Annotated in this window: 20 protein-coding genes; 15 read left to right on the top strand and 5 right to left on the bottom strand. The window is 66.8% G+C overall.

Annotated elements, in window-relative coordinates; genetic code table 11:
• Positions 1-21: 21 nt before the first annotated feature.
• A complete protein-coding gene (locus R0232_RS10490; protein ID WP_208508799.1) occupies positions 22-1,101 on the bottom strand; it encodes a TRAP transporter substrate-binding protein in 1,080 nt (359 codons plus the stop codon).
• Positions 1,102-1,369: 268 nt separating this feature from the next.
• On the opposite strand from R0232_RS10490, the gene R0232_RS10485 reads away from it, so the two are divergent.
• From R0232_RS10485 to R0232_RS10465, 5 genes are all read left to right on the top strand, one after another.
• On the top strand, positions 1,370-2,524 hold the full coding sequence (locus R0232_RS10485; protein ID WP_203205021.1) for an ABC transporter substrate-binding protein: 1,155 nt from the start codon (positions 1,370-1,372) through the stop codon (positions 2,522-2,524).
• Positions 2,525-2,672: 148 nt separating this feature from the next.
• Positions 2,673-3,554 carry a branched-chain amino acid ABC transporter permease gene (locus R0232_RS10480; RefSeq protein ID WP_208508800.1) on the top strand — a complete coding sequence of 294 codons (882 nt, stop codon included), beginning with the start codon at positions 2,673-2,675 and terminating at the stop codon, positions 3,552-3,554.
• A 2-nt stretch (positions 3,555-3,556) separates the two neighbouring features.
• Complete coding sequence (locus tag R0232_RS10475; protein WP_398501285.1) at positions 3,557-4,420, top strand: branched-chain amino acid ABC transporter permease; 864 nt, start codon at positions 3,557-3,559, stop codon at positions 4,418-4,420.
• On the top strand, positions 4,417-5,217 hold the full coding sequence (locus tag R0232_RS10470) for an ABC transporter ATP-binding protein (RefSeq protein WP_431512061.1): 801 nt from the start codon (positions 4,417-4,419) through the stop codon (positions 5,215-5,217). The genes R0232_RS10475 and R0232_RS10470 overlap by 4 nt, the downstream gene beginning before the upstream one ends.
• Positions 5,214-5,945: an ABC transporter ATP-binding protein gene (locus tag R0232_RS10465; RefSeq protein WP_431512060.1), complete on the top strand. Its 732-nt coding sequence runs from the start codon at positions 5,214-5,216 to the stop codon at positions 5,943-5,945. The genes R0232_RS10470 and R0232_RS10465 overlap by 4 nt, the downstream gene beginning before the upstream one ends.
• Before the next feature lie 52 nt (positions 5,946-5,997).
• On the opposite strand, the gene dxs is transcribed toward R0232_RS10465, so the two are convergent.
• From dxs to xseB, 3 genes are read right to left on the bottom strand one after another with little or no spacing between them, the layout of a single operon-like run.
• Entirely contained in the window at positions 5,998-7,854 is a 1,857-nt protein-coding gene (gene dxs, locus R0232_RS10460; protein WP_431512059.1) for a 1-deoxy-D-xylulose-5-phosphate synthase, read from the bottom strand.
• A gap of 22 nt (positions 7,855-7,876) precedes the next feature.
• Complete coding sequence (locus R0232_RS10455) at positions 7,877-8,797, bottom strand: polyprenyl synthetase family protein (protein ID WP_431512058.1); 921 nt, start codon at positions 8,795-8,797, stop codon at positions 7,877-7,879.
• A complete protein-coding gene (xseB, locus tag R0232_RS10450) occupies positions 8,794-9,060 on the bottom strand; it encodes an exodeoxyribonuclease VII small subunit (RefSeq protein ID WP_093349123.1) in 267 nt (88 codons plus the stop codon). Before xseB ends, R0232_RS10455 begins: the two co-directional genes overlap by 4 nt.
• 280 nt (positions 9,061-9,340) lie before the next feature.
• Here xseB and R0232_RS10445 point away from each other — a divergent pair, with 280 nt between their 5' ends.
• The 8 genes from R0232_RS10445 (at position 9,341) to R0232_RS10410 (ending at position 18,203) form a co-directional block, all read left to right on the top strand.
• Complete coding sequence (locus R0232_RS10445) at positions 9,341-10,471, top strand: aromatic ring-hydroxylating oxygenase subunit alpha (RefSeq protein WP_057589543.1); 1,131 nt, start codon at positions 9,341-9,343, stop codon at positions 10,469-10,471.
• Between the two features lie 108 nt (positions 10,472-10,579).
• Positions 10,580-11,503 (top strand): DMT family transporter, encoded by a 924-nt coding sequence (locus tag R0232_RS10440; RefSeq protein ID WP_177239455.1) that lies wholly within the window; start codon positions 10,580-10,582, stop codon positions 11,501-11,503.
• A 70-nt stretch (positions 11,504-11,573) separates the two neighbouring features.
• Complete coding sequence (locus tag R0232_RS10435; RefSeq protein WP_431512057.1) at positions 11,574-12,485, top strand: sulfurtransferase; 912 nt, start codon at positions 11,574-11,576, stop codon at positions 12,483-12,485.
• Positions 12,482-13,078 carry a DUF2796 domain-containing protein gene (locus R0232_RS10430; protein WP_431512056.1) on the top strand — a complete coding sequence of 199 codons (597 nt, stop codon included), beginning with the start codon at positions 12,482-12,484 and terminating at the stop codon, positions 13,076-13,078. Before R0232_RS10435 ends, R0232_RS10430 begins: the two co-directional genes overlap by 4 nt.
• Before the next feature lie 4 nt (positions 13,079-13,082).
• The gene (locus tag R0232_RS10425) at positions 13,083-13,829 is read left to right on the top strand and encodes an ABC transporter ATP-binding protein (protein WP_431512055.1); all 747 of its coding nucleotides are present in this window, start codon (positions 13,083-13,085) and stop codon (positions 13,827-13,829) included.
• Positions 13,826-15,088, top strand: coding sequence for an ABC transporter permease (locus tag R0232_RS10420; protein WP_093349115.1), 1,263 nt, complete (start codon positions 13,826-13,828; stop codon positions 15,086-15,088). Before R0232_RS10425 ends, R0232_RS10420 begins: the two co-directional genes overlap by 4 nt.
• 4 nt (positions 15,089-15,092) lie before the next feature.
• Positions 15,093-15,734, top strand: coding sequence for a DUF3299 domain-containing protein (locus R0232_RS10415; protein ID WP_093349113.1), 642 nt, complete (start codon positions 15,093-15,095; stop codon positions 15,732-15,734).
• 219 nt (positions 15,735-15,953) lie between these two features.
• Positions 15,954-18,203: a DUF3300 domain-containing protein gene (locus R0232_RS10410; RefSeq protein WP_431512054.1), complete on the top strand. Its 2,250-nt coding sequence runs from the start codon at positions 15,954-15,956 to the stop codon at positions 18,201-18,203.
• 105 nt (positions 18,204-18,308) lie between these two features.
• Here R0232_RS10410 and R0232_RS10405 read toward each other — a convergent pair whose 3' ends face one another.
• Positions 18,309-19,583 (bottom strand): M20/M25/M40 family metallo-hydrolase, encoded by a 1,275-nt coding sequence (locus tag R0232_RS10405; RefSeq protein ID WP_261208022.1) that lies wholly within the window; start codon positions 19,581-19,583, stop codon positions 18,309-18,311.
• 226 nt (positions 19,584-19,809) lie between these two features.
• On the opposite strand from R0232_RS10405, the gene R0232_RS10400 reads away from it, so the two are divergent.
• Complete coding sequence (locus tag R0232_RS10400; RefSeq protein WP_431512053.1) at positions 19,810-20,145, top strand: hypothetical protein; 336 nt, start codon at positions 19,810-19,812, stop codon at positions 20,143-20,145.
• Positions 20,146-20,918: 773 nt separating this feature from the next.
• A complete protein-coding gene (locus R0232_RS10395; RefSeq protein ID WP_431512052.1) occupies positions 20,919-25,559 on the top strand; it encodes a hypothetical protein in 4,641 nt (1,546 codons plus the stop codon).
• The last annotated feature ends 51 nt before the right edge of the window (positions 25,560-25,610 follow it).

The following is a 25,610-nucleotide window of genomic DNA, read 5'->3' as shown; positions in this document are numbered from 1 at the left end:
GCGAAGTCTTCGCCGCCGCGCTTACAGCTTCTGCTGCTGCATGAAGCGGTCGAAGGTGCCTTCGGTGTAGCGGAACCAGGCGTTCTGGTCGGCCAGGAATTTGGACCAGTCGCCGTAGATCTTCTTCCACTCGGGGTTGGAGTTGTTGAGGTCCGAGTAGACCTGCTGGGCCGACTTGAAGGCCGCGTTCATCACGTCCTGCGAGAACGGGCGCAGCTTGGTGCCCGAGCCCACGAGCTGCTTGAGCGCGATCGGGTTCTTGGCGTCGTACTTGGCCGTCATCGTGATGTTGGCGTGCGCGGCGGCCGCCTCGACGATCGCCTTGTAGTCGGCCGACAGGCCTTCCCAGGCCTTGGTGTTGATGTAGAAGTCGAGCTCGGGGCCGCCTTCCCACCAGCCGGGGTAGTAGTAGAACGGGGCGATCTTGTTGAAGCCCAGCTTCTGGTCGTCGTACGGGCCGACCCACTCGAGGCCGTCCAGCGTGCCCTTTTCGAGCGCGGGGTACAGGTCGGCGCCGGGGATCGATTGCGGGATCACGCCGAAGGGCTCGAGCACCTTGCCCGCGAACGGGTTGGTGCGGAACTTCAGGCCCTTGAGGTCGGCGACCGACTTGATTTCCTTGCGGAACCAGCCGCCCATCTGCGCGCCGGTGTTGCCGCCGGGCAGGTTGATGATGTTGTACTTGGCGTAGAAGGCGCGCATCAGCTTCAGGCCGTTGCCTTCGTACATCCAGGCGTTCTGCTGGCGGGTGTTCATGCCGAAGGGCACCGAGCAGCCGAGGCAGAAGGTCGGGTCCTTGCCGTAGAAGTAGTACGGCGCCGTGTGGGCCATTTCGACCGAGGCGTTCTGCACGCCGTCGACCACGCCGAACGCGGGCATCAGCTCGCCGCCGGCATGCACCGAGATCTGGAACTTGCCGCCCGTCATGTCGCTGACGCTCTTCGCGAACACCTCGGCGGTGCCGAAGATGGTGTCCAGCGACTTGGGAAAGCTCGACGCCAGGCGCCAGCGGACGGTGGCCTGCGCATGAACGGCAGGCGCGATGCCGGCAGCCAGGACGCCAGCGATGCCGGCGTTTTTGATGAGGGAACGACGATCCATGGATAGCTCTCCGAATACTTGGAAAAAACGAGGCACGGCTTGTGACCGCTGGGGACTCTTGTAGAAGCCCGGGCGATTGTAAAAACGCGCTTACAGCGACCGGCGGGGGTTTACCCTGCGCTGCAGCAATGCGAGCGATGCGGATCACGCCGGCGGGGAAGCCGCTCGAAGCGCCAGGAAGGCTGTTGCGGACGCCCCCGAAGCCCGGATTCCGACGAGGCATAAAATGTTAATCCGCCTTACACACACCTCCGATACGGCATCCGACATGAGACTCTCCCATTCCTTCAAGCCCGCGCTGCTCGCCTTCGCCGCAGCCACCGCCTTCGGCGCGCAAGCCGCCGACATCAAGATCGGCGTCGCCGCCGCGCTGTCCGGCGGTGCCGCCCAGTACGGCGCCGCGATCCGCAACGGCTTCCAGCTCGCGGCCGACGAGATCAATGCCGCCGGCGGCATCAACGGCGACAAGATCGTCCTCGCCATCGAGGACGAGCAGGGCAAGAAGGAAGACGCCATCAACGTCTTCAAGAAGCTGATCTTCCAGGACAAGGTCCTGATGACCTTCGGCCCCACGCTGTCGAACTCGGCCCAGGCGGCCGACCCGATCGCCCAGGCCGCCAAGACCGTGGCCTTCGGCACCTCGAACACCGCCGACGGCATCACCTCGATCGGCGACTACGTGTTCCGCAACTCGGTGACCGAGGCCGACGTGCTGCCCGAGACCCTGCGCGTGGCGATCAAGCACGCCAACGTCAAGAAGGTCGCCGTGCTCTACGGCAACGACGACGTGTTCACCAAGAGCGGCTACGACAACTTCAAGAAGGCCCTCGAGGACCTGAAGCTGCCCGTGACCACCACCGAGACCTTCGCCAAGGGCGACGTGGACTTCAAGGCCCAGCTGACCAAGATCAAGGCCTCCAACCCCGACGCCATCGTGCTGTCGGCCCTGCTGGCCGAGGGCGCGCCGATCATGGTGCAGGCCCGCCAGCTCGGCCTGAACGTGCCGGTCATCGGCGGCAACGGCATGAACTCGACCAAGATCTTCGACCTGGCCAAGGGCAGCTCGGACAACCTCTACGTCGGCAGCCCCTGGTCGGCCAGCAACGCCACGCCCGAGAACACCAAGTTCCAGAAGGCCTACAACGACAAGTTCAAGGTCGCGCCCGACCAGTTCGCCGCCCAGGCCTACGACGGCCTGTACGTGGTGGCGCAGGCGCTCAAGGGCGTGAAGCTGTCGGGCAACCTGCCGGCCGACCGCACCGCCCTGCGCGACGCGCTGCCCAACGTGAAGTGGACCGGCGCCACCGGCGCCTTCACCTTCGCGCGCGCCAAGGACAAGGCCGGCAAGCCCGCCGGCTACGACGCGCAACAGACGGCCATCGTGAGCGTGACGCGCGGCACGCAGTTCGTGATCGAGAAGTAAGCAAGGGGCGGCACCCTCGCCGCTCGCGGCGGGCCGCGCGGCCCGCCCTGCCTTTCGCACCCGGCGCAGGACGACCCACTGCGCCCTTCGTTCTTCCTGTTTTGATTCGCCGCGGCGCCCTTCGGCCGCGGCCCGACGAAAGCCCATCGTGCTCGATCAGCAGCTTGTCAACGCCCTGTCGCTGGGGTGCGTCTACGCACTCTTCGCGCTGGGCTTCACACTCATCTTCGGCGTGCTCGGCGTCATCAACCTCTCGCACGGCGCGGTATTCATGGTGGGCGCCTACGCGGCCGCCGAGTTCATGCGCCTGACGAACCTGCCCCTGTGGGCCGGCCTGCCCTTCGCGTTCGTGCTGTGCGGCGTGCTGGGCCTGCTGATCGACGTGCTGGTGCTCAAGCCGCTGCGCAAGCGCGACGCGCCCCACCTGATCCCGATGATCGCCACCATCGGCGTGGCCATCATCCTGAACAACGGCGTGCAGGGCATCTTCGGCGCGGAGAACCTGCGCTTCCCGTCCGGCACCATCCCCGACGACGCGCTGGTGCTCGCGGGCATCCACGTCACGGCGCTCGAGCTCGGCATCATCATCGCGTCCTTCGCGCTGATGGCGGTGCTGCTGCTGTCGCTGCAGCGCACGCAGCTCGGCCGCGCGCTGCGCGCCATCGCCGAATCGCCCAAGGCGGCCTACCTCGTGGGCGTGAACGTCGAGGGCCTGTTCTACCTGACCTCCTTCGTGGCGGCGGGCCTGGGCGGCGTGGCCGGCGTGCTGATCGGCCTGTACTCGAACGCGCTGTTCCCGCTGATGGGCCAGCCGATGCTCGAGAAGGGCATCGCCGTGATCATCCTGGGCGGCATGGGCGACATCCGCGGCGCGCTGCTCGGCGGCCTGTTCCTCGGCTTCGCCGAGGTGCTGTCGGTGGCCTACGTGGGCTCCACCATGCGCGACGCGGTGGCCTTCGGCCTGCTGTTCCTGGTGCTGCTGGTGCGTCCCAAAGGCCTGTTCGGCTCGCTCAAGGAGCGCAAGGTCTGACCATGGAAGCGCTCGACAACTTCTGGTCGGTCTACAGCAACCTGGTGCTCTCGCTGGGCATCAACGGCCTGCTGGCGCTCTCGATCTGGCTCACCCTGGCCTGCGGCATGCTGGCCCTGGCCAACGCGGCCTTCATGGGCATCGGCGCCTACGCGGCCTCGATCCTCACGCTCAACTACGGCGTGCCGTTCCCGGTCGCCATCGCGGCCGGCATGGCCGCGCCGGCGCTGGTGGCCTTCGCCATCGGCAAGCCCACGCTGCGCCTGTCGGGCGTGTACCTGGCGATGGCCACGCTGGCCTTCGGCGAGGTGGTGCGCATCGCCGTGCTCAACGCCGAGTCGCTCACGGGCGGCGCGCTGGGCCTCAACGGCATCCCGCAGTCGACCGAGTGGTGGCACGTGGCGCTCGCGCTGGTGCTGGTGCTGCTGGTGCTGTGGCGCATCCGCCGCTCGAAGGTGGGCCGGGCCTTCGAGGCCATCAAGGAGGACGAGACCGCCGCCGGCCTGATGGGCATCGACGTGGCGGGCCACAAGATGCTGGCCTTCGTGCTCGGCGGCGCGATCGCCGGCCTGGCCGGCACGCTCAACGCGCACCTGACCTTCTTCATCGGCCCGTCCGAATACGGCTTCAACCGCGCGGTCGACATCCTCACGATGGCGATCCTCGGCGGCATCGGCGGCCTCACCGGCCCGGTGCTCGGCGGCACCATCCTCACGCTGCTGCCCGAGATGCTGCGCGGCCTGGGCGCCTTCCGCCTCGTGGTCAACGGCTTCATCCTGGTGCTGATCGTGCTGTTCCTGCCCAAGGGCATCTGGGACCCGGCGCGCATCCGCCAGTGGTTCGGCCGCAAGGGGAGCGCCGCATGAGCCAGACCCTGCTGACATTGAAGAACGTGTCGCGCCATTTCGGCGGACTCAAGGTGCTGCAGGACGTGAACCTCGAGATCCCGCAGGGCGGCATCTTCGGGCTCATCGGACCGAACGGCGCCGGCAAGACCACGGTGTTCAACCTGATCACCGGCCTCTTGCCGACCACCAGCGGCAGCATCCATTTCGAGGGCCGCGACCTCGCGGGCCGCAAGCCCTTCCAGATCACGCGCGGCGGCATCGCGCGCACCTTCCAGAACATCCGCGTCTTCAAGGAGATGTCGCTGCTGGAGAACGTGATCGTGGGCATGGATTCGAAGCTGCGCTACGGCCCGCTGGGTCTGCTCGCGGGCTCGGGCCTGTTCCGCGGCGAGGAGAAGCGCGCCCGCGAGCGCGCGCACGAGCTGCTGGGCTGGGTGCGCCTGGACCACAAGGCGCACGACATCGCCGACAACCTCTCGTACGGCGAGCAGCGCAAGCTGGAGCTGGCGCGCGCACTGGCCACCGAGCCCAAGCTGCTGCTGCTCGACGAACCGGTCGCCGGCATGAACAGCACCGAGAAGAGCGAGCTGATGATCGAGATCGAGAACATCGCGGCGCGCGGCTTCACGGTCTTCATGATCGAGCACGACATGCGCTTCGTGATGGGCCTGTGCCAGCAGATCGCGGTGCTGAACTTCGGGCGCATCATCGCGCGCGGCGGCCCCGAGCAGATCCGCAACGACCCGCAGGTGATCGAGGCCTACCTCGGCCGCGAGGACGACGAAGCCACCAACGAACCGGAGGCCGCGGCATGAGCGCAGGCGACAAGCAACCCCTGCTGCAGGTCCAGGGCCTGAAGGTTTCCTTCGGCCATGTGCAGGCCGTCAAGGGCATCGACTTCGAACTGCACGAAGGACAGATCACCACGCTGGTCGGCGCCAACGGCGCCGGCAAGTCGACCACGCTGCTGGCGCTGTCGGGCCTGGTGAAGAAGACGGCCGGGCGCGTCGTGTTCGCGGGCCAGGACATCTCCGCGCTCGCGCCGCACAGGATCGTGGCCGGCGGCGTGGTGCAGGTGGCCGAGGGCCGCGCCACGCTGACCACGCTGACGGTGCGCGAGAACCTCGAGCTCGGCGCCTACACGCGGCGCGACGGCGCGGCCGCGCGCACGGCCGACCTGGAGCGCATCTACGCCCTGTTCCCGGTGCTCAAGGACCGCGCCGACGGCCTGGCCGGCAACCTCTCGGGCGGCGAGCAGCAGATGCTGGCGATCGGCCGCGCCCTGATGGCGAAGCCGCGCGTGCTGTTGCTGGACGAGCCCTCGATGGGCCTGGCGCCGATCATCGTGCAGGACATCTTCCGCACGCTGCGCGAGATCAACCGCCAGGGGCTGACGATCTTCCTGGTGGAGCAGAACGTGCGCCAGGCGCTGAAGATCGCGGACCGGGCCTACGTGATCGAGACCGGCAGCATCGTGCTGTCGGGCAGCGGTCGCGACCTGCTCGGCGATCCGAAGGTGCAGGAAGCCTACCTGGGCAGCTGATCGTTTCGGCTGTTCCTCCCTCCCCCGCTGGGGAGGGAGCAAGACAACGGACTCAGCCTTCGCGGCCGAAGCGCTGCGCGATCGACTGCTCGATGCCCGCCGCATCGAGCCCGATCGAGGACAGCAGCTTGGCCGGATCGCCGTGCTCGATGAAGCGGTCGGGCAGGCCCAGCTGCAGCACCGGCACCTGCACGCCCGCGGCCTGCAGCGCCTCGAGCACCGCGCTGCCCGCGCCGCCCATCAACGCGCCTTCCTCGAGCGTGACCAGCGCCTCGTGCGAGCGCGCCACCTCGAGCAGCAGTTCCACGTCGAGCGGCTTGGCCCAGCGCATGTTGGCCACCGTGGCGTCGAGCGCCTCTGCGGCCGTGAGCGCCGGATACAGCAGCGTGCCGAAGGCCAGGATGGCGATGCGCTTGCCCTGGCGGCGCAGCTCGCCCTTGCCGAAGGGCAGGCCGTCGAGCGCGAGGTGCGGCTCGACGCCGGCGCCCGCGCCGCGCGGATAGCGCACCGCCACCGGGTGGTCCTGCTCGTAGGCGGTGGTCAGCAGCTGCCGCGTCTCGCGCTCGTCGGCGGGACAGGCGATGCTCATGTTCGGGATGCAGCGCAGGAACGGGATGTCGTAGGCGCCCGCGTGCGTGGCGCCGTCGGCGCCCACCAGGCCCGCGCGGTCGAGCGCGAACACCACCGGCAGGTTCTGGATCGCGACGTCGTGCACCAGCTGGTCGTAGCCGCGCTGCAGGAAGGTCGAGTAGATCGCCACCACCGGCTTCAGGCCCTCGCAGGCCAGGCCCGCGGCGAAGGTCACGGCATGCTGCTCGGCGATGCCGACGTCGTAGTAGCGGTCGGGAAAGCGCTGCTCGAACTCCACCAGCCCCGAGCCCTCGCGCATCGCGGGCGTGATGCCGACCAGCCGGCCGTCCTTGGCCGCCGTGTCGCACAGCCACTGTCCGAAGATCTGGGTGAAGGTCTTCTTGGGCGCCGACGCGGGCTTGACCAGGCCGACCTGCGGATCGAACTTGCCGGGGCCGTGGTAGGCCACGGGATCGGCCTCGGCCAGCTTGTAGCCCTGGCCCTTCTTGGTCACCACGTGCAGGAACTGCGGGCCCTCGAGGTGCTTGAGGTTCTCGAGCGTGGGCACCAGCGAGTCGATGTCGTGGCCGTCGATCGGGCCCACGTAGTTGAAGCCGAACTGCTCGAACAGCGTGGCCGGCACCACCATGCCCTTGGCATGCTGCTCGAAGCGCTTGGCCAGCTCGAACAGCGGCGGCGCGGCGCGCAGCACGCTCTTGCCCACATTCTTGGCGGCGGCGTAGAAGTTGCCGCTCATCAGCTGCGCCAGGTAGCGGTTGAGCGCGCCCACCGGCGGGCTGATCGACATGTCGTTGTCGTTGAGGATCACGATCAGCCGGCAGTCGCACACGCCCGCGTTGTTGAGCGCCTCGAAGGCCATGCCGGCCGTGAGCGCGCCGTCGCCGATGATGGCCACGGTGAAGCGGTCCTCGCCCTTCTGCTTGGCGGCCATGGCCATGCCGAGCGCGGCCGAGATGCTGGTCGACGAGTGCGCGGTGCCGAAGGTGTCGTACTCGCTCTCGCTGCGCTGCGGAAAGCCCGAGATGCCGCCGAGCTGGCGCAGGGTGGGCATGCGCTCGCGCCGACCCGTGAGGATCTTGTGCGGATAGGTCTGGTGGCCCACGTCCCACACCAGCCGGTCGTGCGGCGTGTTGAACACGTGGTGCAGCGCGACCGTGAGCTCCACCGTGCCGAGGTTCGAGCTCAGGTGGCCGCCGGTGCGCGAGACGTTGTCGAGCACGCAGGCGCGCACCTCGTCGGACAGCTGCTTGAGCTGGGCCCGGTCGTACTGGCGGATGGGGGACGGATCGTGGAGCGTGGGAAGCAGCGGAGCGGCCATGGATCGTGGTGTTCGTTCTTGTCTAGCGGTCGCGGTCTACGACCATGTGGGCCAGCGCGCGCAGCGCTGCAGTGTCCTGCAGGCCGCTCGCATCGAGCGCGGCGAGCGCGTCGTCGAGCAGTTGCGAGGCCTGGGCCCGGGCTCCCTCGAGCCCCAGCAGCGACACATAGGTGGGCTTGTCGGCCGCGGCATCCTTGCCGGCGGTCTTGCCCAGGGTCTGCGAATCGGCCGTGACGTCGAGGATGTCGTCGACCACCTGGAAGGCCAGGCCGATCGCCGCGCCGTAGCCGCGCAGCGCGGCCAGCGCCGCTGCCGAAACGCCGGTGCCGCAGGCCGCGCCCATCTCGACGCTGCCCTGCAGCAGCGCGCCGGTCTTCAGCCGGTGCATCTCGCGCAACTGCGCTTCGTTCAAGGCCACGCCCACGCTCGCGAGGTCGATCGCCTGGCCGCCGGCCATGCCCTGGCTGCCGGCGGCGCGCGCCAGCATGCGGCACAGCGTGGCCTGCATCGCGGGCGGCACCTCGTCGCCATCGGGCGTGAGCAGCTCGAAGGCCAGCGCCTGCAGCGCGTCGCCCGCGAGCAGCGCGTCGGCCTCGCCGAACTTCACGTGCACCGTGGGCTTGCCGCGGCGCAGCACGTCGTTGTCCATGCACGGCAGGTCGTCGTGCACCAGCGAATAGGCGTGGATCAGTTCGGTCGCGCAGGCCGCGCGCAGCGCCGCGGCCGCATTGCCGCCGACCGCCTCGCTGGCCGCGAGCACCAGCAGCGGCCGCAGCCGCTTGCCGCCGTCGAGCACCGCATAGCGCATGGCCTCGCCGAGCAGCACCGGCGAATCGACGCCGACCCAGCCCGACAGCGCCTGTTCGACGCGCTCGAGGTGCGGGCGGCTCCAGAGCGCGAGGCGGGCCTGATCCCAGGCGGAGGACGTGGTGGCCGCGGTCATTCGGCGGCCCACGGCTTGAGGCTGCCCGCGTCGAGCACCTTGATCTGGTCTTCCACCGCCTGCAGCCGGTCGCGGCAGAAGGCCAGCAGCGCGGCGCCGCGCTGGTAGCTGCCCAGCAGCTGGTCGAGCGGCAGCTGGCCCGATTCGAGTTCCGCGACCAGTTGCTCCAGTTCCTGGAGTCCCGCTTCGTAGCTGACGGGCATCGGGCCCGTGTCGGGCGTGGGCGCCGGACTGGACGCGGGAGAGGAAGGCACCTTGGGCATGCGGGGGCAACGAGGATGAAACCGCGCATTTTAGGTCGCGGCCGATGGCACATCGGCGGCTTGCGTGACACCGCGGCGCGGCGTCGTGCACGGCCGGACAGGGCGCCGGCCCGACCAGGGTGAAAGCCCCAGGGGCCACAAGGAAGGCCCCCCGGGTACAATCCCCCTCCCCCAGCCGGTCACGCCGGCGCAACTCTCGGGCCGACACGCCTCTCCTGTCGTCGGTACCTTCCGTTTCAATTTTGTTTTCCTCCCTGTGGGGAGCTTGGTCAGGTCCTCCATGTCTGATTTAAGTCTTCAACTGCAGCAGGCCACGAGCCAACTTCCGGTTTCCGCGTATTTCGACGAGGCGCTCTTCGCCCGCGAGATGGAAACGCTCTTTGCCCGTGGCCCACGCTATGTCGGCCACCGCCTTGCCGTGCCGGAGGCCGGCAACTTCCACACGCTGCCCCACGAGCACCAGGGCCGCGCGCTGGTCCACACGCCCAAGGGCGTGGAACTGATCTCCAACGTCTGCCGCCACCGCCAGGCCGTGATCCTGCAGGGCCGCGGCGAACTCGACGCGCGCACCGGCGGCAACATCGTCTGCCCGCTGCACCGCTGGACCTATGCCGCGGCCGACGCGCGCACCACCGGCACGCTGATCGGCGCCCCGCATTTCGCGCAGGACCCCTGCCTGAACCTGCACAACTACCCGCTCACCGAATGGAACGGCCTGCTGTTCGAGGCCAACGGCCGCGACATCGCGGCCGACATGGCCGGCCTGGGACCGCGCGCCGACCTCTCGTTCGAGGGCTTCGCGCTCGACCACGTCGAGCTGCACGAGTGCAACTACAACTGGAAGACCTTCATCGAGGTCTACCTCGAGGACTACCACGTCGGCCCGTTCCATCCGGGCCTGGGCAGCTTCGTCACCTGCGACGACCTGCGCTGGGAGTTCAACCGCAACTATTCGGTGCAGACGGTGGGCGTGGCCAACCGCCTGGGCCGCGCGGGCAGCCCGGTCTACCAGAAGTGGCAGGAGCAGCTGCTGCAGTACCGCGAGGGCAAGCCGCCCAAGTACGGCGCGATCTGGCTCACCTACTACCCGCACGTGATGATCGAGTGGTATCCGCACGTGCTCACGGTCTCGACGCTGCACCCGGTCAGCCCTACCAAGACGCTCAACATGGTGGAGTTCTTCTACCCCGAGGAAATCGTCGCCTTCGAGCGCGAGTTCGTCGAGGCCCAGCGCGCCGCCTACATGGAGACCTGCGTGGAAGACGACGAGATCGCCGAGCGCATGGACGCCGGCCGCCGCGCGCTGATGCTGCGCGGCGACAACGAGACCGGCCCCTACCAGAGCCCGATGGAAGACGGCATGCAGCAGTTCCACGAGTGGTACCGGCGCGAGCTGCAGGCCGCCGGCTGAGGCGCCGAAGCCGCTGCTTCGGTTCCGTTTCCTGCTATTCTCTTGATAGCTGAATGCGCCCGGTTGGCGGGCGTTTCAGCTATTTTTCTTTTGTAAGAAGTCAAGACGATGCAAGCGCTCTGGATGGTGCTCGGCGCCTTTTTGTTCGCCTCCATGGGCGTGGCCGTGAAGATCGCCTCGGCCTGGTTCACCAGCGGCGAGATGGTGCTCTGGCGCGGCGTCATCGGCATCGTCTTCCTGTGGCTGCTGGCGCGCAGCCGCGGCGTCTCGCTCGCCACCCAATACCCCGGCATGCATGCCTGGCGCAGCCTGATCGGCGTGGTCTCGCTGGGCGCGTGGTTCTATGCCATCGCCCACATGCCGCTGGCCACGGCCGTTACCCTCAACTACATGAGCAGCGTGTGGATCGCCGCCTTCCTGGTCGGCGGCGCGCTGCTGGCCTGGATGCCGGTGCCGGGCCGCGACGGCCGCGTCTCGCGCCCGCCGCTGCAGGCGCCGCTGGTGCTGACCGTGCTCACCGGCTTCGCCGGCGTGGTGCTGATGCTCAAGCCCAGCGTGGATTCGAGCCAGGGCTTCGCCGGCCTGCTGGGCCTGCTGTCGGGCCTGACCGCCGCCTTCGCCTACATGCAGGTGGTGGCGCTCTCGCGCATCGGCGAGCCCGAGATGCGCACGGTGTTCTATTTCGCGCTGGGCTCGGCCGTGGCCGGGGCGCTGGCCACGGCCTTCACCGGCTTTTCGGAATGGAACTGGCGCCACGGCCTCTGGCTGCTGCCGATCGGCCTGCTGGCGGCCCTCGGACAGCTTTGCATGACCCGCGCCTACGCCACCGCCAAGACCGAGAGCGGCACCCTGGTGGTGGCCAACCTGCAGTACTCGGGCATCATCTTCGCGGCCTTCTACAGCGTGGTGCTGTTCGACGACCGCATCGACGCCGCCGGCTGGACCGGCATGGCGCTCATCATCGCGAGCGGGGTTGCCGCAACCGTGTTGCGTCAGCGTACAGTGCCACAGGCGCCGGCCGAGGAACATTGAGGCCGGTTCGCAGTCCCCTTCACATCCGCCGCAACTATTGCGCGGCCCATGCGTCCAGGAGTTCTTCGCCATGACCTTCACCACCCTCGTTTCCGCCGATGATCTGCGCGCCCTGCAGGCCGCCGGCACGCCGCTCATGGTGTTCGACTGCAGCTTCGACCTCATGAAGCCCGAGTCGGGCGCCCAGCAGTACGCGGCCTCGCACATCCCGGGCGCGCTGCATGCCAACCTCGACACCGACCTCAGCGCCAAGCATGGCAAGCCCGGCGCGCATGGCGAGGTGGTGGTGGCGCAGGAAGACGGCGTGCCCGCCTCGGGCGGGCGCCATCCGCTGCCCAGCCGCGAGCGCTTCGCGGCCTGGCTCAGCGGCATCGGCTTCTCGAACGACATGCAGGCCGTGGTCTACGACCGCAACGGCGCCAACTACTGCGGGCGCCTGTGGTGGATGCTCAAGTGGATGGGCCACGACGCCGTGGCCGTGCTCGACGGCGGCCTGCAGGGCTGGCAGGCCGCGGGCGGCGAGGTCACCGACCGCGAGGAGCCCGCGCGCTTCCAGTCGAACTTCGTCATGGGCGAACCGCTGGTGCGCCTCGTCACCACCGACACCGTGGTGCGTCGGTTGGGCCAGCCTGACCAGAACCTGATCGACGCGCGGGCCGGTGCACGCTATCGCGGCGAGGTGGAACCTCTGGACCCGATCGCCGGTCACATCCCCGGGGCACTCAACCGCCCCTTCGCCGAGAACCTCGGTCCCGACGGCAAGTTCAAGCCCGCCGCGCAACTGCGCGCCGAGTTCGAAACGCTGCTCGAAGGCCGCGATCCGGCGACGGTCGTCCACCAGTGCGGCAGCGGCGTGAGCGCCGTTCCCAATCTGCTCGCGATGCGCATCGCGGGGCTCGGAACGGCCGCGCTCTATGCCGGCAGCTGGAGCGAATGGAGCAACACCCCGGGGCTGCCGACCCGGCAAGGCGCCCAACCATGACCCTGACCCGATCCAGCACCGACCGACGCGCTCTCCGACGCATCCTCGCTTCCGCCGCCCTCGCGCTGGTGGCCTCGGCCCCGTTCGCCGCCGCGCAGGCCCAGCAGCAGCACGCCCACGTGCACGGCCAGATCAAGCTCGACGTCGCCATCGACGGCCCCACGGTCGTGATCGACATGGAGTCGCCGCTCGACAACATCGTCGGCTTCGAGCGCGCACCCAAGACCGATGTCGAGAAGAAGACCGTCGAGGATGCCGTGGCCCAGCTGCGCGCGGCCGACAAGCTGTTCGCCATCGACCCCGCCGCGAGCTGCAAGCTCGGCCCGGTCGACCTGCGCTCCAGCGCGCTGGGCCTCGGCAAGCCCGATGCCAGCGAGCCCGAGGGCCATGCCGACCTCGATGCCACCTTCTCGTTCAACTGCGCCAACGCGGCCGCCGCCAAGTACATCGACATCGGCCTGTTCGCCGCCTTCAAGGGCACGCGCCAGATCGATGCGCAGATCGCCTCGGCGCAAGGCCAGTTCAAGCGCCAGCTCAAGCGCCCCGCCGGCGCGCAAGCCGCGCAGCCGGCCCGCCTGACCTGGGGCAAGTGAGGTCGTGAGCCTTCCTTCGCAGGCCGAATCCACGCCGCTGCGCGTGGTGCTCTCGGCCGAATCGCTGCGCTTCTCCTGGCCCGGCAGCGCCACGCCCTGCATCGACATCGAAGCCTTCCGCATCACGGCCGGCGAATCGGTGTTCCTGCATGGCCCCAGCGGCTGCGGCAAGAGCACCCTGCTGTCGCTGCTGGCCGGCGTGCTGGTGGCCGACGAGGGCCGCGTGTGCCTGCTGGGCCACGACTGGTCCAAGCTCTCGGGCGCCGCGCGCGACCGCTGCCGCGTGGCGCACGTGGGCTACATCTTCCAGCAGTTCAACCTGCTGCCCTATCTGAGCGTGGTCGACAACGTGCTGCTGCCCTGCCGCTTTTCGGCACGGCGCCGCGAGCAGGCCTCGCGCCAGCGCGGCGCGCGCGAAGAGGCCGAGCACCTGCTCGACCAGATGGGCCTGGACCGCAAGCTCTGGCAGCGCCAGGCACTGCAGCTCTCGGTGGGCCAGCAGCAGCGCGTGGCCGCGGCGCGCGCGCTCATCGGCCAGCCCGAGGTGGTGATCGCCGACGAGCCCACCTCCGCGCTAGACGAGGACCGGCGCGAAGCCTTCCTCGACGTGCTGCTCACCGCCTGCGCCGAGAACGACAGCGCGCTGGTGTTCGTGAGCCATGACCAGCGCATCGCGCAGCGCTTCGCGCGGCACGTGCTGCTCCCCGAGATCAACCGCGCCTCGAGCGCGACGATGGCGACCGACGCATGAAGGCCCTGTTCTCCATCGCCTGGCGCAGCGCCTGGAACCGCCGCTTCACGCTCGCGCTCACCGTGTTCTCGATCGCGCTGTCGACCTTCCTGCTGCTGGGCGTCGAGCGCATCCGCACCGAGCTGCGCGAGAACTTCGCCTCCTCGGTCTCGGGCACCGACCTGATCGTGGGCGCGCGCACCGGCTCCACCCAGCTGCTGCTGTACTCCGTGTTCCGCATCGGCGCGGCCACCAACAACATCTCTTGGAAGAGCGTGCAGGCGCTGCAGGCACACCCGGGGGTCGATTGGGTGGTGCCGCTGTCGCTCGGCGATTCGCACCGCGGCTTCGCCGTGCTCGCGACCTCGCCCGAGTACTTCACGCGTTTTCGCTACGGCGATCGCCAGTCGCTCGCGCTGCGCGAGGGCAAGCCCTTCAGCGAGCTGTTCGACGCCGTGGTCGGCGCCGAGGTGGCCGACAAGCTCGGCTACCACGTGGGCCAGAAGATCACGCTGGCACACGGCAGCGGCGAGCTCAACGTGGCCGAGCATGCCGACAAGCCCTTCACCGTGGTGGGTGTGCTCGCGCGCACCGGCACGCCGGTCGACCGCACGGTGCACATCGGCCTCGCGGCCATGGAGGCGATCCACCTCGAATGGGTGGGTGGCGCGCCCATGCCCGGCGTGAAGATCCCGGCCGACCAGGTGCGCAAGTTCGACCTCACGCCCAAGAACGTGACGGCTGCGCTCGTGGGCCTGAAGAACCGCGCCGCCGTGTTCTCGGTGCAGCGCTGGATCTCCACCTACACCGGCGAGCCGCTGATGGCGATCCTGCCCGGTGTGGCGCTCGACGAGCTCTGGAGCGTGATCGGCGTGGGCGAGAACGCGCTGCTGCTGATGTCGGGCCTGGTCGCGCTCGTGAGCCTCGCGGGCCTGGTGTCGGTGGTGATGGCCGGTCTCAACGAAAGGCGGCGCGAACTGGCCGTGCTGCGCGCCGTGGGCGCGGGCCTGCGCCACGTGCTGGCGCTGCTCGCGCTCGAGGGCGCGCTGGTCACCGTGCTCGGCGTGCTCGTGGGCGTGCTGATGGCGGTGCTGGGCATCGCCGGCCTCGCGCCCTGGCTGCAGTCGCAGTTCGGGCTGACATTGCGGCTTTCCGAACCTACACTGAACGAATGGCTGCTGCTCGCGAGCCTGCTGGCCGCCGGCTGGCTGGCGAGCCTGCTGCCCGGCATTCGCGCCTACCGGCTCTCGCTCGCCGACGGGCTTTCACCGAGGATCTGATCCCATGCGCCACGCAAAGACTCTCCATCCCGCCGTCCAGGCCTCGAAGCGCTTCGCCCTGCTGATGGCCGGCGCCAGCCTCGCGGCCGCCGCCTGGGCCGCCGAGCCCGCGCCCAAGGACACCACCGCCACCAACCCGCTCGGCGGCAAGGCCGCCCCCGCGGCCACCGCCAAGGCCCCGGCCGGCCAGCCGCGCCAGATCACCTGGGAAGAACTCGTGCCCAAGGACTGGGACCCGTCGAAGGAGTTCAAGGGCATGGACCTCAGCGCCCTCGACGACGGCGACCCGCGCGCCAACGAGCTGCTGATGAAGATGCAGGAGGTGTCGAACAACGCGCCGACCAATCCCGCGATGAACGGCGTGGAGGTGAAGATCCCCGGCTTCATCGTGCCGCTCGAGGAAGCCAAGGGCGAGGTCACCGAGTTCCTGCTCGTGCCCTACTTCGGCGCCTGCATCCACACCCCGCCGCCGCCGGCCAACCAGATCCTGCACGTGGTGCCGCAGAAGGGCGCCAAGTTCCGCGCCATGGACACCGTGTGGGTCACGGGCAAGCTGCAGACCCTGCGCAACGATTCGATGATGGGCGTGAGCGGCTACCACGTGAGCGCGAGCAGCGTCACCAAGTACACCGGCGGCGCGAAGTAGCCGACAGCCGCACGCCGCGGCACTGACCGCGAGCTGACTGGGAGCAAGGGGCCGGCATTCACCGGCCCTTCACCTTTCTTGACAGGCCTGTTCCTACCCGGCCAGCGCCCGGCAGACGACACAGCCCGTTGCATCCTCGGGCCATGCTTCGTCATCGCTCGAGTTGCGGCACCCGTTCTGTACGAGCGGGTGCTCCAACAGCGCCCCAGGAAGGCCAGGATGATCCCCTCCAATCACACCCCCCTCGCGCGTGCACTCACGCTGTCGCTGTGCACTGCAGCATTGGTGCTCGCGGGCTGCGACAAGTCCGAGACCCCCGCCGCGCAGAATGCCGCCGCACCCGCGCCCCAGGCCGCGGCCTCCGTGCCCGCCGCCGCGGCACCGGCCCCCGCGGCCCCCATGCCGGTGGCCTACGTGCCACCCGCGGCCGAGGAGCTCTACCAGATGGTCGCGCCCATCGCGCTGTACCCCGACAAGCTCGTGGCGCAGGTGCTGGCCGGCGCCACCTATCCCGAGCAGATCACCGCCGCGCAGGACTGGCTCAAGCAGAACCCCACGCTCAAGGCCGGCGCCCTCGCCGATGCCGTCAACCAGCAGCCCTGGGACCCGAGCGTCAAGTCGCTGACCGCCTTCCGCAACGTGATGGACCAGATGGCCGGCAACCTGCCCTGGACCGAGGCACTGGGCAAGGCCTACTACAACGACCCGGCCGACGTGATGAACGCCATCCAGGTCATGCGCCAGCGCGCTTCCAAGGCCGGCCGGCTCAAGAACAACGACAAGCTCAAGGTCGCCACCGCCGCGGCGCCGGCCAACTACACGCCCGCGCCCGACCCGCAGGGTGCCTATGCGGGCCCGCTCATCGTCGAGCCGCCGCAGCAGCTCATCACCATCCAGCAGGCGCAGCCCGACGTGGTCTACGTGCCCAGCTACAACCCGCAGCAGATCTACGGCGAGCCCGTGGCCGCCTACCCCGGCTATGCCTACACGCCCCCGCCGCAGCCCGTGTACGTCGACCGCGGCTACAGCGGCGCCCAGGTCGCCACGGCCGGCGTGCTGGCCTTCGGTGCCGGCGTGGTCGTGGCCTCGGCGCTCGAGCGCCATGGCTGGGGCTGGAACTCCTGGAACGTGAACTGGGGCCGTCCGCGCGACCGCGACTATCCGCGCGCCGCGCCGCCGCCGCCGGCCTATCGCCCGGCCGTGGTCTACAACAACAACACCTACGTCTCGCGCTCGACCACCGTCGTCAACAACGTCTACAACAACAACGGCGGTGGCCGCGACCGTGACCGCCCGCGCGGCGACCCGGGCGTGGCGGGCTGGCAGGCCGCGCATCCGGGGCAGGCGCCCAACTTCGCGATGCAGCAGCAGGCCCAGCAACAGCAGGCCGCCGCGCTGCTCGCGCAGCAGCAACAGGCGCGCCAGCTGCAGATGCAGCAACAGCAGCAGCAACACGCGCAGCAGTTGCAGAGCCAGCAGCAGGCGCAGCAACAAGCCCAGCAGCAGGCCCTGGCGCGCCAACAGCAGATGCAGCAGCAGGCGCATCAACAACAGGCGCAACAGCAAGCTCAGCAGGACCAGGCGCGGCGCCAGCAGTTGATGACGCAACAGCAGACGCGCGAGCAGCAAGCCCAGCAGGCCCAGGCCGCGCGCCAGCAGGCGCAGCAGCAGCAAGCGCAGCAGGAGCAGGCTCGTCGCCAGCAGCAACTGGCCCAGAACCAGCCCGGCCAGCAACAGGCACAACAGGAACAGGCGCGCCGCCAACAACAGCAGCAGCAACAACAGGCGCAGGAACAGGCGCGACGCCAGCAACAGCAGGCTCAGCAAGACCAGGGCCGCAGGCAGCAGCAACAACAGCAGGCGCAGCAGGAACAGGTCCGTCGCCAGCAGGAGCAGCAACAGCAAGCCCAGCAGAACCAGGCCCGCCAACAGCAGCAAGCGCAGCAGGAGCAGGCACGCCGCCAGCAGATGCAACAGCAGCAGGTCGCGCAGAACCAGGCACGGCAGCTACAGCAGCAGGCCGCCCAGCAGGCACAGCAGCAGGAACAGGCGCGGCGCCAGCAGATGCAGCAACAACAGCAGCAGCAACAACAGGCCGCGCAACGCCAGCAACAGCAGGCCCAGCAGCAACAGGAGCAACAGGAGCAGATCCGTCGCCAGCAGCAGCAAGCGCAACAGGCCCAGCAACAAGCCCAGCAGCAGGCCATGCAGCGACAACAGCAGCAGGCTCAACAGGCGCAGCAGCAAGCCATGCAACGTCAGCAACAACAGGCGCAGCAAGCCCAGCAACAGGCGATGCAGCGCCAACAGCAGCAGGCCCAACAGGCTCAGCAACAGGCCGCGCAGCGCCAGCAGCAACAGGCCCAGCAGATGCAGCAACGGCAGGCACAGGCTCAAGCGCAGGCCCAGGCACAAGCCCAGGCCGCCGCGCACCGCAACCGCCCGCCCGGCGATCAGCGTCCGCAGTGACGGCAGGCGCCCCGGTGCGCCCAACGATCGAAGCCTTCAGCCCCCAGCAAAAAGGCGCATGCGAGTCCTTCGCATGCGCCTTTCTCACGTCGAGTGCGGCGTGCTTCAGCGGCCCTTGCCGATCTCCGTCAGCAGCCGCGTCACCAGGTACAGCCGCGGCACGATCGAGTCGACCTCGATGTACTCGTCGCGCGCGTGGTAGCCGAAGCCCGCGAGGCCGAAGCTCTCGACCACCGTTGCCTTGCCCGAGCGCCCCGCGTAGCCCGCGTCGGTGCCGCCACCGGTCATCGGCGTGAGCGCGAGCTCGCGGTCGATCTCCTTGTAGATCGCCTGCGCCTTCTCGGCCAGCGCGCGGCCCTTCTCGCCCGCCACGAAGGCTGGGCGGCCCACCTCCACCTTTACCGTGGTCTCGGTGTCGGGAATCAGCTTGCCGCTCGCGATCTTCGCCTGCAGTGCCGCGTCGAGCTTCTTCTCCGCGCCGGGCTCGGTGATGCGCACGTCGCCGAGCGCCTGCGCCTTCTCGGTGATCTGGTTGATCGGACCCACCGCGCGCGCCACCGTCCAGTTGAGCGTCACGCCCGGGATGTCCTTCGCGAGGTCCTTGGTCTGCAGCATCTGGTACGAGAGTTCGTACAGCGCATTGCGGCCCAGCTCGGGCGCCGCGCCCGCGTGCGAAGCGCGGCCCTTCACCTCGAGCGTGGCCTGCGCGATGCCCGCCGCGCCGAGCAGCAGCGATTCGCCCTTCACCACCGACTTCGCCGCCGTCGGCTCGAACGACAGCACCGTGTCGTGCAGGTCGGCCGTGGTCGCGATCAGCTCGCCCGAACCCACCGAGCCCACTTCCTCGTCGGGATTCATCAGCACCGTGAGCGTGTCGTAGTCGCGCCAGCCCGCGTCGGCCAGGATCTTGAGCGAGGCCATCATCACCGCGAGCCCGCCCTTGTCGTCCGCGATCCCGGGCCCGTAGATGCGGTTGCCGTCGACCTTGTAGGGCTGCGAGTTCAGGATGCCGGGCTGGTAGACCGTGTCCATGTGGCCCTGCAGCATGATCTTGCGCTTGCCGTTGCCCTTCATCGTGCCGATCACGATGTCGGCCCCCGCCCCGGCCGTCGCCTTGCGCCGCTCGACCTTGAAGCCGGCCGCCTTGAGCCGGCCTTCCACCACGTCGGCCATCTTCATCAGCCCGTCGACATTGAGGCTGCCCGACTCGATCAGCACCATCTCCTTGAGGTTCTCGATCACGGCGGGCTGCGCCTTCTCGGCCGCGGCGAGCAGCTTGGCGTCGGGGGCGGCATGGGCGGCGGTCGCGGCGCCGAGGGCGAAGGTGCAGGCCAGCGCGATGGAGCGCAGCGAGAAGATGGGTGAGGAAGGTTGAGTCATGGGGGTCCCCTTTTCTTGAAGTGAATGGCGAGCGGAAGGATAGCGAGGCGGGGCGGGATGAGGAGCAAATGGGCGACAGGGTCGCCGATCGGCCCGAGCAATGTTGCGCCGCCGGACACGAAACTTGACGGCCCTCGCCGCGACCGCCTACAGTGCCCTCGCCTCGTGTGAACGAGGCCGGGTTTGGCGGCCTGAAGACATCCTGCGATTCACTTTGGAGGCCCACATGGCCAAAGACTTCGATGCAGGTACCGACGCCGGTGATTCAGGGGCACGCCCCGTCTCTCAGTTCAAACCCTTCGAATGGGTTCCTCCTCGGGGACTCGATCCCAGCCGACCGCACCAAGCCGCCTTCTTGAACGATGCGCGCGATGTGGTTCAAGGGGCGCTGTTGCTGGTTCAACTGCTGCAGTGGGATGAAGAGCGACACGATGCTGCGTCATCCGACCCCGCCGCCGTGTTCGATGCGTGCCAACGCGGTTCGCTGCAGCGTTTCGTTGCGGTGTCGCTGGGTTTGCTTCATGCGCGAATCGAAGAGCAGTGCGAGACGATGAAGAAATAGCGCAGGGTCCACCAGTCGACGCTGGCGCAACACGGCGCCAGGGTGAATTGGGTCAGCGGACGCGCCCACGATCAAGTAAATCGAGAGGATCGAGTGGCCGTTCGAGACTGATAGCTGCTGTTCGGTGCGAACATTTCAAGTGACTGCTCTCGCCGACGGCGGATGTTGCGCCGCACCCATTTCAGACGTTCGTCCGAATAGTCGTTGGAGGATCCCGGCCGACGGGCAACTCACCAGCGACCTTGCGGCAGTCTCTGTAGATGCTGGCCAACAACTAAGCGTCAGCGTCTACACTTTTGACCAGTTCGTCGATTTCGATCTCACACTGCGAGACCCGGTCGCCCCTAGCCACCTTAGAGCCGATTACAACAGTGGGGACAATCTGCATCCGAACGATGCGGGCTATGCGGCTATGCGGCTATGCGGCTATGGCGAAGGATATCGACCTGTCGACGTTCTAGTCGAGTTGGATCGAGAGATGGCCGCCTGGCCGTCGATGTGCCCTTAAGTCACCACCGTGGTGTACTGCCGGAGGCAGTGCCGTCGTATAACGACATTGCGTGAGCGATAGCAGCGTGGACGCTGACCACGAAGTCGTCTAGTACTTTGGACGATTGCTGGGCAGACGTCGTGCTTGAACCCGCGCCGGATAGGGTTCTGGTCGCCCTCTCTGGTACGATCAAATGCCTCGCGCACTGTGCGTTTGCTCCTGAGGCTTCGCCGGGATGGATGGAGCGCAGATCCTCCCGACCGTGCAAGGCAGTGGAGACCGGATGTTCGAATTCATCGGTGTATGGGTTGCCAAGCTTGGGCTTGGCGCGTTGGGCGGAGTGGGAAAAGTCGTGGGGTCTAGCGCCGCACGACGGGCCAAGCAGGTTCTGGCGGAACGGGGCGCCGGTATAAATCCAGAGGGAGTAGTTCGGTTCGAGCATCGTGCTTTCACGAGTGCGTTGGATCGTCTGCGGACACCCAATGCGGCGGATTCATTTCTCAAGCAACAGTTAAACCGCATCGGTGGCGTGATTGCGGCCCCCGGCTATCTCAGGCAACCGCATGTTCAGGATTGGCTGGCCAGCGAAGATGTCAAGAGCTGGCTATTTGCCGCCGCTGGCGCCAAGGCGGTGAGTGGCCCGGCCCCGGCGGATGAGGTCGAGAAGCTGATTCAGTCTTACATGCAGGCGACCGGAGAGGATCGCCAGCATGGGGAATCCGTTGTATCTGCCGTTGTTATCGTCCTAAGCGAAGGTAACGCGGGCAGCATTGCGGATCCAGGCACCGCATCCCTCGTGATGTTGGCGAAGGACGAAGTGGTGACTGGAATCTCGGAGGGTTTTGCCGATGTTCATAGCAAGCTCGACACGCTAACTGGCATGGTCGCCGGCGCTAATGAGGCCGCTATCGACGAGCCGTTCGATTCCCAGAAAGCCGAGCAGTGGCGGGGAGCATTGTCGAAAGCTTCGGCGGAACTTCTCGCGTGGCCTACGACGTTGCCAAACAAGGAGGCTATTCCCCGTCCTGAGCTGGCGCAACTTGCTGCCGGGGTAGCTGAGGGTGCGCGAAGCGCCGTCGCACTTCTTGGAGCACCCGGATCCGGCAAGTCTGCGTTGCTAGCCAGCTTCGGTCGGAGCCTGCAGCTGGACCCCAGCGTGACGGTGCTTGCCATCAAGGCCGACCTACTACTCGAGGAGATCGAGACAGAGGCTGATCTGCAGAGGCAGCTCGAGCTCCCGGCATTGCCAAGCGTGATGCTCAAGCAGCTGGCGAATCTCGGTCGCGTCGTTCTCCTTATAGACCAGCTCGATGCATTGGCGAGTTACGTTGACGTAAAGACCGCGCGTCTCAGCGTTCTCCTGAATCTAGCGAGAGCGGTCGGCAACGTGGACAAGGTGCACGTCGTTGTGTCGTGTCGTCAGTTCGAATTCAACCACGATGTCCGGCTTCGCTCTATCAACGCAACCAACCTGACACTGGAGCTTCCGCAATGGACTGAAGTCCTCGCAGTCCTCCAGCGTTGTGGTGTGCAAGCCGGAGGATGGCCACAAGATGCACGTGAAGTCATGCGGGTACCGCAGCACCTGAACACATATCTGTTGCTGGCGACGAGCGGGTCCTCTGAGCCGTACGCCACCTATCAGGCTATGCTCGATCAGCTGTGGAAAGAGCGAGTGCTCGGCGCACCCGACGGCACACAACGATCGGGGCTCATCTATGCAATGGTGAACGCCATGGCGCAGAAGGAGGTGTTGTGGCTCAGTGCATCAAGATTCGAGCGGTTTCAAAGCCAAATCGATGCGCTGAAGAGCGCCGGCCTGTTGACCGCTAACGCCACTGGGTCACTCGGCTTCGCGCATCAGACCATGTTCGAGTATGCGTTGGCCAGGACCTTCGCCTCTGACGAAGCGAGCATCTCGGCATACGCGCTTGCCCGACAAGAGTCTCTGTTCCTCCGCCCGAAGCTCTGGGCAACGCTCGGATATCTGCGAAACACGGAGCGAACCACGTATGAGTTTGAGATTTCGGCAATCTGGCGGTCACCCGGCCTGCGCAAGCACCTGCGCTATTTGCTGATCGACTTCCTTGCGCTCCAAGCCGATCCGACGGACGTGGAGCAAATGTTGTTGGCCGACGCGATGCGCGATGTCACCGAGCGGAACTTGGCGCTCAAAGGCATCGCCGGCAGTGAAGGGTGGTTCAAGCGATTGGCTGGCGGGGTTATAGCCGAGAGCATGTCCGATCCGAACACGACCGATAGCGTGGTAAGAGTACTGAATCAGGCTTGGAAGTTTGACTCAAGTCGCGTTCTGACTCTTCTAGAGTCGCATTGGCTGCCGGATCCCGTCAACGACCATAGAACGCTGAGGGTCCTGGAGGATGCTCCGGCTTGGACACCGAAAGCGATTGCGATAGGACAAGTGCTCTTCGGCCGAATCGATCTGGCGCGCTTTCAACAGGACTATCTTATTTCCACGATCGGCGCAGTGGCCCCGGATGTGGCTGTCCATTTCTTGCGGCTTGTGCTTGACCGAGCCCTGGCCTCAGTGACGGTCCAAACCGGCGACTTGGTCCCGGCGGACCCGCCCAAGACCGGACGGGAGATCGAGAGTCTGCTTTCGGAATCGAACGAATGGGACAGTGTGCCGGCGCTCGCAGAGGTCGTTCCGAACCGGTTTGTCGAGCTGATGTGGCCTTGGTACGTGGCCGTCTTTCACGCCCTATTCGATGCATCCCAAGAGAAGAGCCAGTGGCTGGGATATCCGCTGCGGTGGAACGTGGACTACCGGTTTGAGGAGGAGAACTCGAAGCTCGCTCCAGCGCCACTTGTCGACGCAATGTCAGTTGCGATGAAGAAACTCGCGTGTGAGCAGCCTTCCGAATTTCTCTCCTGGGTTCAGTCGCAGAGCCGCTTTGAACTACACCCAGTGCAGAGACTCATCGCCCACGCCTTCGCATCGAATCCGGCCGTACTGGCTCGGGATGCGCTTTCATTCTTGCTTGGCGACAGTCGACGGTTTCATTTGGGCTCTCTCCACGACGCACGCAGCACCACGAAGGCGTTAATACGTGCCTGTGCGCCGCATTGGAGTCAAGCGGATGTCACGGAATTTACCGAAGCGGTTCATGCTTACGCGCCACCACGCCCTGCAGAGTGGACCACCGCAGACCAAATCCGCGGATTCTCTCGACTCGTGCGGCGAACGAAGGTGGAACTGCTACGGTGTCTGCCGGACGCTGCCCGGTCAGCCCAGACCAGCCGCCAGATTGAAGAGGATGGACGAGTGTTCCCAGAGACTTCACTCTTGGACGAAGACATAGGAGGGTGGATCGGGTCGCCGATGAGCGTGGAGCAGTTTGCGCAGGCTTCGGACGATGCGATCGTCAATGCGTTCAAGGAGCTTCCGGACGCGACCGGATGGGATCATCCGCGCGAATTCATGAAGGGAGGGAACGTGCAGCTTGCGCAAGCATTCGCCGCCTTTGTGAAGACCGACCCGATACGAGCACCGCGCCTGATTGAGCGACTGGAACCCTCTTATGGACAGCGGGCGGCCGGATACGCGCTAGATGCTCTGGCGGAGAAGGGTGACCCTGTGACAGTACAGGAGCTTTCTCGCAAGCTCGACTCGATGCACTTTGAGAACGACGAGTTCAGGGCGTCCGTGACGCAGGCGATCGAGCACCTCATATCTCGAAAAGTTCGCATTGACGACGCGACCGTTGACATGCTCGAACAGTGGGTGGCGAAGGCGTTGGCTGCGCCTGCGTACTCAGGTGAAGCCGTCGAAGAGGACAGCGGAACCAGGGACGGCGGAGATGACGGCAAAGATTCATCAAAGACGTTCCTTCTTTCTGGTCATCGGTTGGCGACATTTCTTCCCTCTGGAGACTTCCCGGCTCTTTCAGCGCTAGTTAGGTCACGGCTGATTCGCCAAGAGTGGTCGGACGTGGTGCGAATCCTTCGCGCATATTTGACGGTGTCGCACGACAGGCGCATCTGGCAAGTCCTCGTGAAGTTCATCGTTTATTTACAGCCCGAAGATCCTGACGAACGGCCCGCGCTCGTTCGCGATATCTTCGCCGAGGTCCCGACACTCGCCGGCTCCGAGGGAGGAGCAACGGTGTTGGCCCACGCGCATTGGTATGCACCCAAAGAAGTGATGGACGAGCTTGAGCGCTGGCGAGGCGCCCCAGGTGCCTCGGCGCGCAAGGGGTATGGAGAGCTTATCGGGCTCATTGCACTGGTGAACCCGTCCGCTCCAGGCGTTTTGGCGCGCGTGGATGAGGCTCTGGCCGAGCCAATGCTTCAAGAGGCTCGCGCCGGCGCCGCGATGACTGCGGCTCAGCTTTGGCCGACCCACAAGTACAGGGGACAGGCCACTGATCTCTTGGTACGAATGCTCGAAACGAATGAAGCTCCAGTTTGGCACGCTGTGTTCACGGTTTTCTCCCTGGTCGACGAACTGCATCCGGAAGAACACACCATACGTCTCCTTCAGGCTATCGCCTCGCATTTGGCGGATGCACCCCCGCCAGACGAAACCTACGTTGTGGAACGGTTGGCAACTCTACTCCCGCACGAGGCACCCCTTGTCGCCGAGATCGCTGCGGTCTTGGTACGACTGTGGCGCGATCAACTTGGCGACATCCGGACAGCAAGGGCTACGGCATCCGGGGAACTCTTCAATCTGGCTATGACGTTACACCGCATCGGCGAAAGCACCAGATCTGCAGGACTGGAGATTTTTGAGTACCTGCTTCAGATCGACGCGTTTCAAGCAAGAGAGATGCTGGACGAGATTGACAACAGGTTCCGGGACGGCGCGTCACCGGCGCGTCCGCGGCTGCGCAGGAAGGCGAGACGCTCGAGAAGGCTGACTCGCTCAACGCTGCTAGCGGACTCGAAGCCAGCCGCTTGAGGACGCAACCAAGCGAGCTCTAAACCCTCGGTGCGGGCATGCCGGGCCGCT

This window comes from Variovorax sp. DAIF25, assembly GCF_050711835.1.
Lineage (GTDB): Bacteria > Pseudomonadota > Gammaproteobacteria > Burkholderiales > Burkholderiaceae_C > Variovorax.
The sequence above is the reverse complement of the archived record's forward strand: the minus strand, read 5'-3'. Positions and strand labels throughout refer to the sequence as shown.